At 68.0% G+C, this 14717-nt stretch carries 15 protein-coding genes; 9 read left to right on the plus strand and 6 right to left on the minus strand.

Going from position 1 to position 14717, the window contains the following annotated elements; genetic code table 11:
* Positions 1 to 9: 9 nt before the first annotated feature.
* From creB to HMPREF2914_RS29700, 5 genes are all read left to right on the plus strand, one after another.
* Positions 10 to 699 carry a two-component system response regulator CreB gene (gene creB, locus HMPREF2914_RS29680; RefSeq protein ID WP_023092320.1) on the plus strand — a complete coding sequence of 230 codons (690 nt, stop codon included), beginning with the start codon at positions 10 to 12 and terminating at the stop codon, positions 697 to 699.
* Complete coding sequence (gene creC / locus HMPREF2914_RS29685) at positions 699 to 2123, plus strand: two-component system sensor histidine kinase CreC (RefSeq protein ID WP_003084735.1); 1425 nt, start codon at positions 699 to 701, stop codon at positions 2121 to 2123. The genes creB and creC overlap by 1 nt, the downstream gene beginning before the upstream one ends.
* Positions 2124 to 2225: 102 nt before the next feature.
* Positions 2226 to 3584, plus strand: coding sequence for a cell envelope integrity protein CreD (gene creD / locus HMPREF2914_RS29690; protein WP_023092321.1), 1359 nt, complete (start codon positions 2226 to 2228; stop codon positions 3582 to 3584).
* Positions 3585 to 3633: 49 nt separating this feature from the next.
* Positions 3634 to 3936, plus strand: a complete 303-nt coding sequence (locus tag HMPREF2914_RS29695) for a hypothetical protein (protein WP_003084737.1) — start codon at positions 3634 to 3636, stop codon at positions 3934 to 3936.
* Positions 3933 to 4118, plus strand: coding sequence for a hypothetical protein (locus HMPREF2914_RS29700; RefSeq protein WP_023092322.1), 186 nt, complete (start codon positions 3933 to 3935; stop codon positions 4116 to 4118). The genes HMPREF2914_RS29695 and HMPREF2914_RS29700 overlap by 4 nt, the downstream gene beginning before the upstream one ends.
* Here HMPREF2914_RS29700 and HMPREF2914_RS29705 read toward each other — a convergent pair.
* Positions 4081 to 4701, minus strand: a complete 621-nt coding sequence (locus tag HMPREF2914_RS29705) for a glutathione S-transferase family protein (RefSeq protein WP_023092323.1) — start codon at positions 4699 to 4701, stop codon at positions 4081 to 4083. The two genes, HMPREF2914_RS29700 and HMPREF2914_RS29705, sit on opposite strands and share 38 nt — an antisense overlap.
* A gap of 18 nt (positions 4702 to 4719) precedes the next feature.
* A complete protein-coding gene (locus tag HMPREF2914_RS29710; protein WP_003111755.1) occupies positions 4720 to 5670 on the minus strand; it encodes a Vgb family protein in 951 nt (316 codons plus the stop codon).
* Positions 5671 to 5755: 85 nt separating this feature from the next.
* On the opposite strand from HMPREF2914_RS29710, the gene HMPREF2914_RS29715 reads away from it, so the two are divergent.
* Complete coding sequence (locus HMPREF2914_RS29715; RefSeq protein WP_003084748.1) at positions 5756 to 6613, plus strand: PP2C family serine/threonine-protein phosphatase; 858 nt, start codon at positions 5756 to 5758, stop codon at positions 6611 to 6613.
* Positions 6614 to 6785: 172 nt separating this feature from the next.
* Here the strand turns inward: HMPREF2914_RS29715 and fiuA are convergent, their stop codons facing one another.
* The 3 genes from fiuA to HMPREF2914_RS29730 all read right to left on the minus strand — a co-directional run bounded on the left by fiuA (position 6786) and on the right by HMPREF2914_RS29730 (position 10769).
* The gene (gene fiuA, locus HMPREF2914_RS29720) at positions 6786 to 9179 is read right to left on the minus strand and encodes a TonB-dependent ferrichrome receptor FiuA (RefSeq protein WP_023092324.1); all 2394 of its coding nucleotides are present in this window, start codon (positions 9177 to 9179) and stop codon (positions 6786 to 6788) included.
* Positions 9180 to 9282: 103 nt separating this feature from the next.
* The gene (locus tag HMPREF2914_RS29725) at positions 9283 to 10254 is read right to left on the minus strand and encodes a FecR domain-containing protein (protein WP_023092325.1); all 972 of its coding nucleotides are present in this window, start codon (positions 10252 to 10254) and stop codon (positions 9283 to 9285) included.
* Positions 10251 to 10769, minus strand: a complete 519-nt coding sequence (locus HMPREF2914_RS29730) for an RNA polymerase sigma factor (protein WP_003084762.1) — start codon at positions 10767 to 10769, stop codon at positions 10251 to 10253. The genes HMPREF2914_RS29725 and HMPREF2914_RS29730 overlap by 4 nt, the downstream gene beginning before the upstream one ends.
* Positions 10770 to 10937: 168 nt before the next feature.
* Here HMPREF2914_RS29730 and HMPREF2914_RS29735 point away from each other — a divergent pair, with 168 nt between their 5' ends.
* The 3 genes from HMPREF2914_RS29735 to HMPREF2914_RS29745 all read left to right on the plus strand — a co-directional run bounded on the left by HMPREF2914_RS29735 (position 10938) and on the right by HMPREF2914_RS29745 (position 12850).
* Positions 10938 to 11687, plus strand: a complete 750-nt coding sequence (locus HMPREF2914_RS29735; protein ID WP_023092327.1) for a glutathione S-transferase family protein — start codon at positions 10938 to 10940, stop codon at positions 11685 to 11687.
* A gap of 139 nt (positions 11688 to 11826) precedes the next feature.
* Positions 11827 to 12231, plus strand: a complete 405-nt coding sequence (locus HMPREF2914_RS29740; protein ID WP_003084769.1) for a PaaI family thioesterase — start codon at positions 11827 to 11829, stop codon at positions 12229 to 12231.
* 49 nt (positions 12232 to 12280) lie between these two features.
* Positions 12281 to 12850 carry a TetR/AcrR family transcriptional regulator gene (locus HMPREF2914_RS29745; RefSeq protein ID WP_003084771.1) on the plus strand — a complete coding sequence of 190 codons (570 nt, stop codon included), beginning with the start codon at positions 12281 to 12283 and terminating at the stop codon, positions 12848 to 12850.
* A 33-nt stretch (positions 12851 to 12883) separates the two neighbouring features.
* On the opposite strand, the gene HMPREF2914_RS29750 is transcribed toward HMPREF2914_RS29745, so the two are convergent.
* On the minus strand, positions 12884 to 14611 hold the full coding sequence (locus HMPREF2914_RS29750; RefSeq protein WP_023092328.1) for an NCS1 family nucleobase:cation symporter-1: 1728 nt from the start codon (positions 14609 to 14611) through the stop codon (positions 12884 to 12886).
* Positions 14612 to 14717 lie beyond the last annotated feature (106 nt).

Here is a 14717-nt window from a genome sequence, read left to right on the forward strand (position 1 = left end):
CGTCACACCATGCCGCATATCCTGATCGTCGAAGATGAAGCCGCGATTGCCGACACCCTGCTCTACGCCCTGCAGGCCGAAGGCTTCGCCACCACCTGGGTGACCCTCGCCGGCGAGGCGCTGGCGTTGCAGGAGCGCCAGCCGGCGGACCTGCTGATCCTCGACGTCGGTCTGCCGGACATCAGCGGTTTCGAGGCCTGCAAGCGCCTGCGGCGGTTCTCCGAGGTGCCGGTGATCTTCCTCACCGCGCGCGATGCCGAGATCGACCGCGTGGTCGGCCTGGAGATCGGCGCCGACGACTACGTGGTCAAGCCGTTCAGCCCGCGCGAGGTGGCGGCTCGGGTCAAGGCCATCCTCAAGCGCATGGCGCCGCGCCCGGCGGCGCTGGAAGGGGTCGCGCCGAGCGGGCCCTTCCAGGTCGACGAGGAGCGCGTGCGGATCCACTACCGCGACACCCCGCTCAACCTCACCCGCCACGAGTTCCGCCTGTTGCAGACGCTGCTCGGGCAGCCCGAGCGGGTATTCAGCCGCGAGCAGTTGCTCGACGCCCTCGGCGTCGCCAGCGAGGCCGGCTACGAGCGCAACATCGACAGCCACATCAAGAGCCTGCGCGCCAAGCTGCGCCAGGTGAACGAACGCGGCGAAGCGATCCAGACCCATCGCGGCCTGGGCTACAGCTACAGCCCGGACCACGCCTGATGCCGCTCGGCGTTCGGATCTTCCTGGTCTACTTCCTGTTCGTCGGTCTCACCGGCTACTTCGTGCTGAGCACGGTGATGGACGAAGTGCGCCCCGGCGTGCGCCAGTCCACCGAGGAAACCCTGGTGGACACCGCCAACCTGCTCGCCGAGATCCTCCGCCAGGACGTGAAGAACGGCACCCTGGCGCAGAGCGACCTGCCGGAGATGCTCGAGGACTACGGCAAGCGGGTGCCGCAGGCGGATATCTGGGGCTTGCGCAAGGAGGCGGTGAACCACCGCATCTACGTCACCGACGCCAGCGGCAAGGTGCTGCTGGACTCCGCCGGGGTGGCCGTCGGCCAGGACTATTCGCGCTGGAACGACGTCTACCTGACCCTCCGTGGCCAGTACGGCGCGCGCTCCAGCCGCGAAGACCCGGACGACCCGGATTCCTCGGTGATGTACGTGGCGGCGCCGATCAAGGATGCCGGGAAGATCATCGGGGTGGTTTCGGTGGCCAAGCCGAACAGCAGCCTGCAACCCTACATCGACCGCTCGCAGCGGCGCCTGGCCTGGCTCGGTGCCGGGCTGATCGCCCTCGGGCTGCTGGTCGGCGGCCTGCTCTCCTGGTGGCTCAGCGGCGCGCTGCGGCGCCTCACCCAGTACGCACAGGCGGTCAGCGAGGGGCGCCGCGCCGAGCTGCCGCGCTATCGCGGCGGCGAGATGGCGCAACTGGCCGACGCGGTGGAGCGCATGCGCACGCAATTGGAGGGCAAGGACTACGTCGAGCGCTACGTGCATACCCTGACCCACGAATTGAAGAGCCCGCTGGCGGCGATCCGTGGCGCCGCCGAGTTGCTCGACGGCGAGATGCCGGCCGAACAGCGGGCGCGCTTCGTCGGCAACATCGCCGGCGAGAGCGAGCGCCTGCAACAACTGATCGAGCGCCTGCTGAGTCTGGCCCAGGTGGAGCAGCGGCAAGGCCTGGAGGAGGTCGGCAAGGTCGACCTGCGGGAGATCGCCGCGTCCTTGCTGGAAGGCCAGGCGGCGCGTATCCAGCGCCAGCGATTGCGGGTGGAGAACCGCCTGGAAGGTCCCTGCGAGGTTCGCGGCGAGCAGTTCCTGCTGCGCCAGGCGCTGGCCAACCTGCTCGACAACGCCCTCGACTTCACCCCGCCCGGCGGCATCCTTCGCCTGCTCGCCGAGGCCGACGGCGAGGGTATCGCCCTGCGCCTGTTCAACCAGGGGCCGGCGATTCCCGACTACGCCCTGGCGCGCCTCACCGAACGCTTCTACTCGCTGCCGCGCCCGGCCAGCGGGCGCAAGAGCACCGGGCTGGGACTGAACTTCGTCGCCGAGGTGGCGCAACTGCATGGCGGCCGGTTGCAGGTCGGCAACCGCGACGACGGCGTCGAGGCGCTGCTCTGGCTGCCGCGCGGCTGAGGCGTCTCCACGGAAACTCCATCAACTCTCCACACGGCGACCCGAAGCCCGCCATCGCGGCGCCGCAGACTTTCCGCCATCACCCCGACGGAGAGTCCCCCCATGAACCGCACGCTGGCCTACAAGCTCGGCGCCATCGCCCTACTCATCCTGCTATTGCTGATTCCCCTGTTGATGATCGACGGCCTGATCCGTGATCGCCAGGAGGTTCGTGACGGCGTGCTGCAGGATATCGCCCGCAGCTCCAGCTACAGCCAGCGCCTCACCGGCCCGCTGCTGGTGGTGCCGTACCGCAGGACGGTGCGCGAGTGGGTCACCGAGGAGAAGACCGAGAAGCGCGTGTTGCAGGAGCGCGAGCAGCGCGGCGAGCTGTACTTCCTGCCCGACCGCTTCGCCCTCGACGGGCAGATGCGCACCGAGCTGCGCTACCGTGGCATCTACCAGGCGCGCCTGTACCACGTCGACAACAAGGTCGCCGGCTACTTCCAGGTGCCTGCGCACTATGGCATCGAAGAAGACCTGGAGGACTACCAGTTCGAAACGCCGTTCCTGGCGATGGGCATCAGCGACATCCGTGGCATCGAGAATGCCCTGCGCCTGTCCCTCAACGGTGCCAGCGTCGACTTCGAACCGGGTAGCCGGGTCGGCCTGCTCGGCAGCGGTGTGCACGCACCGCTGCAAGGCGTCGACGGGCGCCAGGCGCAGCGCCTGGAGTACGCCTTCGACCTGTCGTTGCTCGGCAGCGAGCGGCTGGACATCGTGCCGGTGGGCCGCGACAGCCAGGTCATCCTGAAGGCCGACTGGCCGCACCCGAGCTTCGGCGGCGAGTTCCTGCCCAGCGAGCGGGAGATCACCGCCCAGGGCTTCACCGCGCGCTGGCAGACCAGCTTCTTCGCCACCAACATGGAAGAGGCGCTGCGCAGTTGCGTGGAGGAGCAGCGCTGCGACGGTTTCCAGGCGCGCGCCTTCGGCGTCGGCCTGGTCGATCCGGTGGACCAGTACCTGAAGGCCGACCGCGCGATCAAGTACGCGCTGCTGTTCATCACCCTGACCTTCGCCGGCTTCTTCCTCTTCGAGGTGCTCAAGCGCCTGGCGGTACACCCGATCCAGTACGCGCTGGTCGGCCTGGCGCTGGCGTTCTTCTACCTGCTGCTGCTGTCGCTGGCCGAGCATGTCGGCTTCGAGCTGGCCTACCTGGTCTCCGCCGGAGCCTGCGTCGGCCTGATCGGCTTCTACCTGTGCTTCGTCTTGCGCAGCGTGGCCCGAGGACTGGGCTTCAGCGCCGGCCTGGCAGGGCTGTACGGCCTGCTCTACGGCTTGCTGAGCGCGGAGGACTACGCCTTGCTGATGGGCTCGCTGCTGCTGTTCGCGGTGCTTGCCGCGGTGATGGTGCTGACCCGCCGCCTGGACTGGTACGGGGTCGGCCGCAAGGACCTCCCGGCGGTACCCGCCAGGGCCTGACGACGAGGGCGGCGGCGCCGGCCGCCGCCGATTTCCAAGGAGGAAAAGCATGCGCCTGTTCTTCGAGTTCACCCTCTGTGCCGCCCTCGGCCTGCTGGTCAGCGGCGTGATCCTGATCTTTCTGCTGTTCTTCGGCAAGTTCGGCCTGATCGAGTACTGGATCGCCAGCGGCAAGCCCCTGGCCCACGCCATGCTGGTGCTGATGCCGGACGGATTCTGGGAAGGCCTCAGCGGCATCGAGGGCGCCGCCGGCAATCCGCACGTGCGCTCCTTCCTGGAGCTTTGCATGGGGCTCGGACAGAGCGCGCTGTTGCTGGGCCTGCTGCTGTTCCGCCTGGTGTGCTGGAAATGAACGGCTATGTCGGCCTGCGCGACGACCGTCGCGACGGCGAGCGCCTGGCGATGCGGATCGGCCTGCTGTTCCCCGGCCCCTCGGCGGCCTGGCTGCAACGCGCCGAACGTCTGCGGCGGCAGCAGGCGTCGGCGGGCCTCGGGGTCAGGCGCGGGTGGCCTGCATCGACGGGCGCTGGCTGACTTCGGCGAACCAGGCGGCGAGTCGCGGGTAGCGGCCGCGCCAGTCCCACTCCGGCTGGCGCAGGTCGAGATAGCCCAGGGCGCAGGCGACGCCGATGGCGGCGATGTCGAAGCGCGCCTGCAGTTCGGCGATGCAGTCGCTCTCCAGCCATGCCAGGGACCGCGCGATCTTTTCCCGCTGTGCCTCGAGCCAGGCGTCCCAGCGCTTCTCCTCGGGGCGGACGAAGGTCTCGTAGCGGGTCAGCACCGCGGCGTCGAGGACGGCGTCCGCCAGCGAGGCGATGGTCAGGCGTCGCCAGCGGGCGCTGCCTTCGCGGGGGATCAGCGGTTCGCCGACGTGCTGCTGGTCGAAGTAGTCGCAGATCACCCGGCTGTCGTGCAGCACCTGGCCGTCCGGCAGGCGCAGGGCGGGAATCTTGCCGGCCGGGTTGCTGGCGTTGAGCTGCCGGATGGGCGCGACCGGCGTCGGCGTGACTTCCTCGAGCGCCACGCGCTCGCGTTGGCTGGTTTCGTGGAGCAGGACCAGGACCTTGCGCACGAAGGGCGAGGCGGCGGCGTAGAACAGCGTATGGGTAGCGCTCATGCGGGCTCCTTGGAAGGATCAGTCGCGGACGACGCGCAGACGATCGGCGGCAGGCTCGGCGCTCCAGGTTTCTCCGGGGCGACCGCCGAGCAGGGCGTTGCCGGGCGCCGGCCGGTCGCTGGGCAGGACGCGGAATGTCGCCTGCTCACTGTCGAAACGCAAGAGCGCCCCGCTGGCGGCGTCGTGCAGCCAGACACGGTCCATGGCGTCGACCCGCAGGCTGTCCGGGCGGGCCTGGCTGTCCGGCAGCGGCCAGCTCTGCCACGAGGCATCGCTGGGATCGTAGCGGTACAGCCGGGCGCCACCGCTGTCGCTGGCCCAGAGCCTGCCGATGGAGTCGGCGCCGATCCCGCGCAAGGCCTTCGTGCCTTCAGGCGCGGGCAACCGCTCGGCGCTGCCGTCGAGCGGATCGACATGCACCAGCGCGTCGTCCTGCGCGTACCAGACCTCGCCGTCCGGGGTGACGCAGATGCCGTTCGCCGCCTTGCCCTGGGGCGAGGGCCAGACCTCCACCAGGCGCCTGGCTGGGTCGAGGCGACCGTGGAAGCCGCGGCTGCCGGTGAACCAGAGGCGCCCGTCGTCGTCGAATACCGCGGACTCGAGCCCGGCCGGCGCGGCCTTGGCCGGTAGCGGGAAACGTTCGCTGCCCAGGCGCTCGCCGCCGATGCGAAGGATGGCGTTGAGGCCACTGTCGAGCACCCAGGCGTTGCCGCTCTCGTCGCTGACGATGGCTCGCGGCCGCGCGCCTTCGCCGAGCGGCACCTGCACGCTCTCGCCACTGGTCGGGTCGAGGCGCCCCAGCGAATGCCCGCCGTCCGCGCCGTACCAGACCGCACCCTGTGCACTGGGCGCGACCGCGTAGGGCGCGGAGCCCTTGTCCAGCGGGTAGTACTGTTCGCCGGCCAGGGCGGCGCCGGTCGACGACAGGGCCAGGAGCAGGCCCAGCAGCGGGTAGGGCAGGTGACGCATACGGTTCTCCCGGAACGACGAGCGGAACGTGGAAAGGCTCTGTCTTGCTATTCTGGCAGCGCATTGAGCATAGGAGGAACTGCGAATGGCCACAGTGGAAATACTCGGGGCGGAATGCCGCGCGGGGGGCGCGGTGAACGACGATGCGCTGGGCTGCACGGCGCAGGCCGCCTGGGTGATCGACGGTGCCACCAGCATCGGTCGCAGCGTGCTGGGCGTGGAAAGCGACGCGCGCTGGCTGGCCCAGGCGGTGGACCGGCACCTGCGGTTGCTGCTGGAAGTCGAGCCCGAGCAATCCAGCGAGACCCTGCTGCGGCGCCTGCTCAACGATATCCAGGGCGACTTCCGCGCCCAGAGCGGCCGCGACTGGCACGACCTCGAAGACATGCCGGCGGCCTGCCTGAGCCTGCTGCGGATTCGCGGCGGAGAAATCGAACTGCTCAACATCGGCGACAGCCGGATTCTCGTCGAAGGCGCCGACGGCCAGGTACGCAGCTTCGGCGATTCGGCCCTGTACGAACTGGATCGGCAATCCCTGGCGCATTTCTGCCGGATGCGCGAGGAACATCCGCAGTGGGATCACGCCGAACTGTTCAAGGCCAGCCGCCCGCGCGTGCGGCAGAACCGCCTGCTGATGAACAAGCCCGAGGGCTACTGGGCGCTGGACATCAGCGACCGCTGGCTCGGCCAGGTGCAGCGCGAGACCTTGCCGCTCGCCGCGTTGCGTTCCTTCGTGCTGATGACCGACGGCTTCGACCGGCTGGTCGAGCCTTTCCGCCGCTATACCGACGAACAGTTGCTGCGGCGCCTCGAGGACGTCGGAGTGAGCGCCATGCTCGACGAGTTGCGCGAGATCGAACAGGGCGACGACCAGGCCCTGGCTTTCCCGCGTTTCAAGATCCACGACGACGCCAGCGCGCTGTGGGGTCGGATCGCGGGGTGAACGACGATCTCCGGCGCCCGGAATGCAGGTCCTCCCCGATGCGCCGGCTACCGATATCCCGGCCCTCTCCCACAGGCGGGAGGAGGGCATCCGGTGCCCGGAAGGTACGTTCTGCGGTAGGGCGGATAACCGCGAAGCGGTTATCCGCCGTTGCGCACCTGTGACGCGTCGCTTACCACTTGTAGCTGACGCTGCCCACCACGCTGCGCTGGTCGCCGTAGTAGCAGTAGTAGCCGTCGCAGGACGCCAGGTAGTCCTTGTTGAACAGATTGTTGGCATTGACCGCCACGCTGACGCCTTTCAGGCTGCCGTTCAATTGGCCCAGGTCGTAGCGCACGGCGGCGTCGTACAGGGTGTACGAGCCGGCGTAGCCGTCGTAGGTGTTGGCCTGGTCGCCGTAGGTCGAGCCTACGTAGCGGGCGCCGGCACCCACGCTGAAACCGTTCAGCGCCCCCTCGTGCCAGGTGTAGTCGGCCCATAGCGAGGCCTGGTTGCGCGGCGCCTGTTGCAGGCGGTTGCCTGCGTACTGGCCTTTTTTCACTTCGGTGTCGGTGTAGCTATAGGCGCCGATCATCTTCAGGTTGTCGGTGACGTTGCTGGTGGCTTCCAGCTCTATCCCGGAGACCTTCACTTCGCCCGTCTGCGAAGTGACCGGCGTGCCGCCTATGTTCTGCGACACGCTGACGTTCTCCTGGCGCAGGTCATAGACCGCGGCGGTGAACAGCGAGTCGGAGCCCACCGGCTGGTACTTCACACCGATTTCCCATTGCTTGCCTTCGGTCGGCTTCAGCGAACTGGTGCTGTTCATATCGGCGCCAGTGGTGGGCTGGAACGACTCCGCATAGGAGATGTAGGGCGCCACGCCATTGTCGAAGATGTAGCTGAGCGCCGCGTTGCCGCTGAACTTCTTGTCGCGGCTGGTATTGGTGGCGTCGCCCTTGTTGTAGAAGGTGGCCCCGGTGTGCACCCAGTCCTCGCGACCGCCGAGGGTCAGGCGCCAGTTGTCGAGGGCGATCTGGTCCTGGACGTAGAGGCCGGTCTGGTAGGTCTTCTGCTTGTAGTCGTAGAAGGCCGTCGAACGATCCGGTTTGACGATCGGCTGGCCGTAGATCGGGTTGTTGACGTTGCTCGGCGGCGCGCTGCCAAAGATTGATGTGTATTGATTGTCGGTGCGGTTGTGATCCAGGCCTAGCAGCAGGGTGTGGCGCAGGGCGCCTGTTTCGAAGTCGGCCTGGAAGTTGTTATCTACTACGAACTGACTGACGTCTTCATCCACCGAGGTGGTGCTGCGTTCCAGTGTGCCGTCGGCATGAGCTGTGCCCGCTGTAACCGCCTGGAACGACAGGTCGTTGCGCAGGTAGCGCAGGTTCTGGCGGAACTGCCAGACATCGTTGATCCGCCGCTCGAAGGCGTAGCCCAGCCAGTAGTAGGTGCGGTCGTAGTATTCCCAGTCCGGATCGCCGAGGTTCTTGTGGTGGGAAACCTTGCCGAACGGCGCGTCGTACTTGGTTCCGCGCAGCGGCAGGAACTGGCTGGTGATGCCGGTATCGTCGCGGTTGAACTGGCCGAGGAAGGTCAGCCTGGTGTCGTCGTCGATGTTCCAGGTCAGGCTCGGGGCTATGTTGTAGCGCTTGTCGTCGATATGGTCGACCTGGGTGTTGCTGTCGCGCACCACGCCGGAGACGCGATAGAGAAAGCGTCCCTCGTCGTCGAGCGGGCCGGTGCTGTCGAAGCTGACCTGCTTGTGGTTGTAGTTGCCGACCTCGGCCTTCACCTCGTGACTGGTGACGTTCTGCGGACGCAGGCTGACCATGTCGAGCATGCCGCCGGGCGGGGTCTGGCCGTAGACCGAGGAGGCCGGGCCGCGCAACAGGGCGACACGCTCCAGGTTCCAGGTTTCCAGCTTCGGGTTGTTGTAGACGCCGACCGCCATCGGCAGGCCGTCGAGGAACTGGGTCGGCTTGAAGCCGCGCACCTTCAACCAGTCGGAGCGGGTGTCGCTGCCGAAGCTGCTGGCGACGACGCCGGGCATGTAGCGCACCGCGTCGTCGAGGTTGTGCACGGCGCGGTCGGTCATCTGCTGGCGGGTCGCCACCGAGATCGAGCGCGGGGTCTCGAGGATCGGCGTATCGGTCTTGGTCCCGGTCATGCTGCGCTTGGCCACGTAGCCGCTGGTCGGCCCCAGTGGGTCTTCCTCGGCGCCGCTGACCGTCATCGCCTGCAACGACAGGGTGTCTTCCGGCACCTTGCGCAGGCTGTAGGTGCCGCCGGCATTTTCCACCAGCTCCAGGCCGCTGCCCTTGAGCGCTTCGCGCAATGCGCCGGGCGCGTCGAAGCGACCTTGTACGGCGTGGGCGCTGCGTCCTTCGGCGAGCGCCGGGTCCAGGGTGAGGACCAGGCCGGCCTGGGCCGCGATGCGGTTCAGGGTGCCTGCCAGCGGCCCGGCGGCGATGCGGTAGTCGCGCACGCTGGCCTGTTCGGCCGGGGCTGCGTGGAGGAACGGTGCGGGAACGGCGAGGGCGATGGCTAGGGCGAGCAGGCCGGGACGGAACGTCGGGCGGGGCATGTGCGGGGCTCCTGGATGGAAACGAGTCTCAATGCCTCCTTGCCGGACGAGTTGGAAAAAGTGATAGGGCCGGCGGGAAAAATTTTTCGCCGGCCCGTTCGGTTCAGCGTGGCACCACTTCGAACCACCAGGCGTTGTGTCTCACGCTGCGCACCGGCAGGCTCGGCTCCAAAGCCTGAAGGGCGAGGCGGGTGTCCTTCAGCGGGAAACTGCCGGTGACGCGCAGGTCGGCGATGCTCGGGTCGACCTGCAGCAGCGCCGGCGAATAGCGCCCCAGTTCCGCCACCAGGTCGGCCAGCCGGGCGTTCTCCACCACCAGCATGCCTTGTGCCCAGGCGCCGGCCAGGGCGGGGGCCGCTTCGCTGGCCTGCAGGCCTTGCGGCAGGATCAGCACCTGCTGGCCTTCCTTGATCACACGCTCTTCGCTGAGCGTTTCCGCGCGCGCGGCCACCGCCGACTGCAACACGGTGAGGCGCGTGCCGGGTTCCTCGCGGCGCACCAGGAAGCGCGTGCCGAGGGCGCGCATGTCGCCATCGGCGCTGCTGACCACGAAGGGGCGCGGGTCGCCATGGGCGGTTTCCACCAGGATCTCGCCGGCCAGTAGCACGACCTGGCGGCGTTCGCCGTCGAAGCGGACGTCGATGGCGCTGCGGCTGTTCAGGCGCACATGGGTGGCATCCGGGAGGGTCAGCTCGCGCTGCTCGCCGGTGGCGCTGTAGGCATCGGCCAGCAGGTAGCGGACCGGGACGTAGCGGTTGGCCACGCCGAGCCCGACGCCCAGCGCCAGCACTAGCCCCAGGGCGCTGCCGCCGAGCCGGCGCAGGCGGCGCTTGAAGCGTGCGTTGCCGGACAGCAGGGCGTTGCGTGCCGGCCCGTTGGCGGCTCTCGCCAGGTGCCGGTCGAGGCCGCCGAGCTGTTCCCAGGCGCGTTCGTGTTCGGGATGCGCCGCGTACCAGCGGTGGAAGGCGCGGTGATCGTCGGGATGGGCTTCGCCGGAGTCGAGCAGCAATTGCCAGGCGATGGCTTCGTCGAGCACCCGCGCGCGTACCGGCGAATGACGATCGTCGGCGTTCACCGGGGCTCTCCGTAGAGGGCGATGTAGCACTGGCGCAGGCCCTGGGCCAGGTATTGGCGCACGCGCGGCACCGAGACTCCGAGACGCTCGGCGATCTCCGCGTGGGGCATGCCGTCCAGGCGGCTATAGAGAAACGCGCTGCGCGCCTTCAGCGACAGCGTGCCAAGCAGGCGATCAATCTCGCGGAGATCCTCGAGAATCAGGTACTGCTCTTCGGCCGAAGGCTGCTCCGCTTCCGGAACCAGCGCCAGTTCGGCGAGATAGGCCTGCTCAAGGGCGGCGCGGCGGAAGTGGTCGATCATCAGGCCGCGCGCCACCTTCGCCAGGAACGCGCGCGGTTCGCGCAGGCCGGGCAGCTCCGGGCGGCCGAGGAGGCGAACGAAGGTATCCTGGCTGAGGTCTTCGGCGCGCTGGCGGCAGCCGAGGTTGCGGTTCAGCCAGGCAAGCAGCCAGCCGCGGTGGTCCCGGTACAGGCTACCCACGAATTCGCTGTTGCTGACGTCACCCGCCGACACGGCCGCTCCCCATCCCGAAACGGGATTGAATGGAAAAACGAGAATTATTCGCAAATGATCGCAAAGTGCGACTATCCCTGCAATTGGCGTCCGTCGGGAAGCCACTTGAGTCGTCCCACCGGTTTGCCGGAGGATCGGCGTTCCCATAACAAGAACAGGAGTCTTGCCGTGGCCGAACCTTTGCTGATCATCGGTTCCTATCTGTCCCCCTATGTGCGCAAGGTGCTGGTGCTGCTGGAACTGAAAGGCATCGCCTACCGCATCGACCCCATCGTGCCGTTCTTCGGCGACGAGGCCTTCGAGCGCCTCAGTCCGTTGCGCCAGATTCCGGTGCTGGTGGACGGTGACTTCGTCCTCAACGATTCCAGCGTGATCTGCCAGTACCTGGAGGAGCGCTACCCGCAGCCGAGCCTGTATCCCACCGACATCGGCCAGCGCGCCCAGGCCCGCTGGCTGGAGGAGTACGCCGATTCGCGGCTGGGCCAGGTGATCATCTGGCAGTTGTTCCACCAGTTGGTGATCAACCGCGGCATCTGGCAGCGCGAACCCGACCAGGCGATCCTGCAACGCACCTACGACGAAGACCTGCCATCGATCTGCAACTACCTGGAAGGGCGGGTCCCGCCAAGCGGCTGGCTGTGCGGCGAGCTGTCCATCGCCGATGTCGCCGTCGCCTGCCTGTTCCGCAATGCCCAGTTGGCGCGCTACCAGGTCGACGGCGAGCGCTGGCCGCGCCTGGCGCGCCTGTTGGCTGACGCTTTCGCCCTGCCGGCCTTCCAGCATCTGGCGCGTTTCGAGAAGGCCACCGCGCAGACCCCGGTCGCCGAACAGCGCCAGGCGCTGCGCGAGGCCGGCGCGCCGCTCAGCGCGACCAGCCACGCCCGCGAGCGGCCGGTGCGCGGTCCGATGAGCCGCTGAGAGGGAGTGCGGGCGGCGCCCAGGGCGCCGTCCTGATGAAGCGCCATTCAGCGCCTCGATAAGACCTTCGCGGCGCTGGTGGATCCAGCGTCCGGGCATATTTTATATAGACCAGTCTATATAAAACGGAGGCCGCACCGTGATGAACGTCCCCGAAGGGTTCCAGCCGCTGTTCCGCAGCAGTCCGTTGCTCGACCTGCTCGGTCCTTTCTTCTGCCGGCACGACGCCCAGCGCCAGTTGGTGGTTGCGCTGCGCATCGACGAAAAGCACTGCAACCACGGTGGCACCGCCCACGGCGGCCTGCTCTCGACCCTGGCCGACGTTGGCCTCGGCTACGCCATGGCGTTCTCCCGCGAACCGCCGCAGCCGATGGTCACCGTCGGCCTGCGCCTGGACTTCTGCGGGGTCGCGCGGGTCGGCGACTGGCTGGAGGTGCATACCCGGGTCGACAAGCTCGGCCAGCGCATGGCCTTCGCCTCGGCCCGGCTGCACAGCGGCGAGCGCCTGGTGGCCAGCGCCAGCGGCGTGTTTCATCTGCCCTGAGGCTCGGGCATGCTTGCCCGGTCGTCTGCCGTGAGTTGGGGAGTCAGGTTTGCCGAAGAAGTCCAATGCCGCCGAACGGATCGTCCATGCCACCGCCTCGCTGCTGGCCAGCCGCGGGTATTTCGGCACCGGGCTGAGCGACATCATTGCTCGCGCCGAGGCGCCGAAAGGCTCGCTCTATCACTATTTCCCCGAGGGCAAGCCGCAGATCGCCAGCGCCGCGATCGGCTTCGTCGCCGACGAGGTGGCATCCTTCCTCGACCGCGCCGGGACCCAGGCCCCCCATGCGCGCAACGTCCTCCGCCAGTTCACCGCGACCCTGCGTGGCTGGCTGGAGCATTCGCGTTTCGAAGAGGCCTGTCCGGTGCTTTCCACCAGCCTGAGCATCGACGCCGAGCTGGCCCCGGTGCACGCTGAATGCCGCCGGGCGCTCCGCGCCTGGCACGCCAGCATCGAGCGTGCGTTGCGCGCCGACGGACTGGCGGAAAAGCTCGCCGCCTCGCGCGCCTGGCTGATCCTCGCGGCGCTGGAGGGGGCGGTCGCGGTGGCCCGCGTCGAGCGGTCGTTCCAGGCGCTGGATGCGATCGAGGAAGAATTGCAGGCGCTACTGCCGGCCTAGGCGGGTGTCGCGCCCAGGCCGGCCAGGTATCCGTCAGTGCTGCACGCTGTCCACCGCGATCGCTTCGCCGGAAACTTCGCGGTAGGCCGTGCGGCGCTTGGCCAGGGCGTAGTGGATCAGGCCGGCCAGGCCGGCGCCGAAGAACCAGGAGAACGGCGATAGCTCGGCGAATGCCGGCAACAATGCCAGCAGGGTGGAGATGATCGCCGCCGGGACGAACGCGGCGATGGCCCGCGGGTTCACCCCTCGCGCGTAGTGATAGGCGCCGGCGCGGCTTTCGGTGTACAGCTCCGGCAGGTTCACCCGGCCTTTCCGCACCAGGTAGTAGTCGACCATGATGATCCCGTACAGCGGGCCGAGCAGCGCGCCGAGGCCGCCGAGGAAGTAGAGGATCACCCCGGGGCTGTTGTACAGGTGCCAGGGCAGGATCAGCACCGCGATGGTCGCGCTGATCAGCCCGGCGCGGCGGAAGTTCAGCAGGTTCGGCGCCAGGTTGGTGAGTACGTAGGCCGGGGCGACGAAGTTGGCCATGATGTTCACCGCCACGGTGACGATCAGCAGCGCCAGGCTGGCCAGCACCAGGAATAGGGTGTCGGGGATCGCGGCGACGATGTCGGTGGGGCTCTGGATGAGCTGGCCGTCGATCCTGAACTGGGCGCCGGCGAGGACCACCGCGAACAGGCCGAACAGCAGGATGTTCACCGGCAGCCCCCAGAAGTTGCCGACGCTGATGGTGCGCCGGTCCGGGCAGCCGCGGGCGAAGTCGCAGAAGTTCAGGATCATGGTGCCGTACAGGGTCACCCAGAACGCCGCGCCGCCGAAGATCTTCAACCACATCTGCGAACCGCTCATGGGTTCGCCGCTGGACCAGGCGATGGAGGCGCCGGCGCGCAGGTACATCCAGGCGGCGAGGGCGGCGACGGTGAGCAGGATCACCGGTCCGGCGAAGGATTCGTAGCGACGCACCATCTCCATGCCGTAGGCGAAGATCAGCAGTTGCACGCACCAGATGGCGACGAAGGTCGTCCAGCCCAAGCTCGACAGGCCGAGGATGGCGTCCTGGTCGTAGGCTGCGAGCCCCGGCCAGATCGCCGTCAGCAGCACGCGCAGGACGATGGAGGCGAGATAGGTCTGGATGCCGAACCAAGCGATGGCGATCACCGCGCGGATAAGCGCGGGGAGTTGTGCGCCGTGGATGCCGAAGGCGATGCGGCACATCACCGGGTAGGGCAGCCCGGTCTTCTGGCCCATGTAGCCGGACAGGTTCATCAGCCCGTAGACCATCAGCGCGCCCAGGGCCAGCGCGGCGAGGATCTGCGCGCCGCTCATGCCGAGGGCGAAGAGGCCGATGGCGAAGGAGTAGTTGGCGATGTTGTGCACGTCGTTGGTCCACAGCGCGAACAGGCTGTAGCGTCCCCAGCGGCGCCCTTCGGCCTTGGTCGGGGCGAGATCGGCGCTGTACAGGCGCGGGCTCAGCGGCGGCAGTTCGTGGCCGGCGTGATGGCTGGCGCGGGGCAGGCAATCGAGACTGGCGGGAGTGCCGAGGTCCAGGCGCGCCGCCGAGAACTCCGCTGCGCGCAGCCCGGCGCGTGGCAGGCAGTCGAGACTGGCCGGAGTGCCCAGGTCGAGCAGCGAGGCGGAGAACTCCGCGCTCCGCTGACCGGCGCGCGGCAGGCTGTCGAGGCTTTCCAGGGTGCCGAGGTCGAGCAGCGAGGGAGAAAACTCGCGGGGCGAGGCGGGCGGCTTCGGGGTGCTGGACATGGCGGTCTCCTCCGGCAGTCGGAAGAACTCGGCGCGAGGTCGGGTTCGTCTGTTGTTTTTGTATACAAGAATTTCGAATATTTAAGCCAGTTGTGTGCCAACCGAT

Source organism: Pseudomonas sp. HMSC067G02 (assembly GCF_001813485.1).
Taxonomy (GTDB): Bacteria; Pseudomonadota; Gammaproteobacteria; order Pseudomonadales; family Pseudomonadaceae; genus Pseudomonas; species Pseudomonas aeruginosa.

Bases quoted from the DNA above. Each gene is read 5' to 3' on its own strand.
- creB (WP_023092320.1), top strand. From the start codon at position 10: ATGCCGCATATCCTGATCGTCGAAGATGAAGCCGCGATTGCCGACACC.
- creC (WP_003084735.1), top strand. From the start codon at position 699: ATGCCGCTCGGCGTTCGGATCTTCCTGGTCTACTTCCTGTTCGTCGGT.
- creD (WP_023092321.1), top strand. From the start codon at position 2,226: ATGAACCGCACGCTGGCCTACAAGCTCGGCGCCATCGCCCTACTCATC.
- HMPREF2914_RS29695 (WP_003084737.1), top strand. From the start codon at position 3,634: ATGCGCCTGTTCTTCGAGTTCACCCTCTGTGCCGCCCTCGGCCTGCTG.
- HMPREF2914_RS29700 (WP_023092322.1), top strand. From the start codon at position 3,933: ATGAACGGCTATGTCGGCCTGCGCGACGACCGTCGCGACGGCGAGCGC.
- HMPREF2914_RS29705 (WP_023092323.1), bottom strand. From the start codon at position 4,701: ATGAGCGCTACCCATACGCTGTTCTACGCCGCCGCCTCGCCCTTCGTG.
- HMPREF2914_RS29710 (WP_003111755.1), bottom strand. From the start codon at position 5,670: ATGCGTCACCTGCCCTACCCGCTGCTGGGCCTGCTCCTGGCCCTGTCG.
- HMPREF2914_RS29715 (WP_003084748.1), top strand. From the start codon at position 5,756: ATGGCCACAGTGGAAATACTCGGGGCGGAATGCCGCGCGGGGGGCGCG.
- fiuA (WP_023092324.1), bottom strand. From the start codon at position 9,179: ATGCCCCGCCCGACGTTCCGTCCCGGCCTGCTCGCCCTAGCCATCGCC.
- HMPREF2914_RS29750 (WP_023092328.1), bottom strand. From the start codon at position 14,611: ATGTCCAGCACCCCGAAGCCGCCCGCCTCGCCCCGCGAGTTTTCTCCC.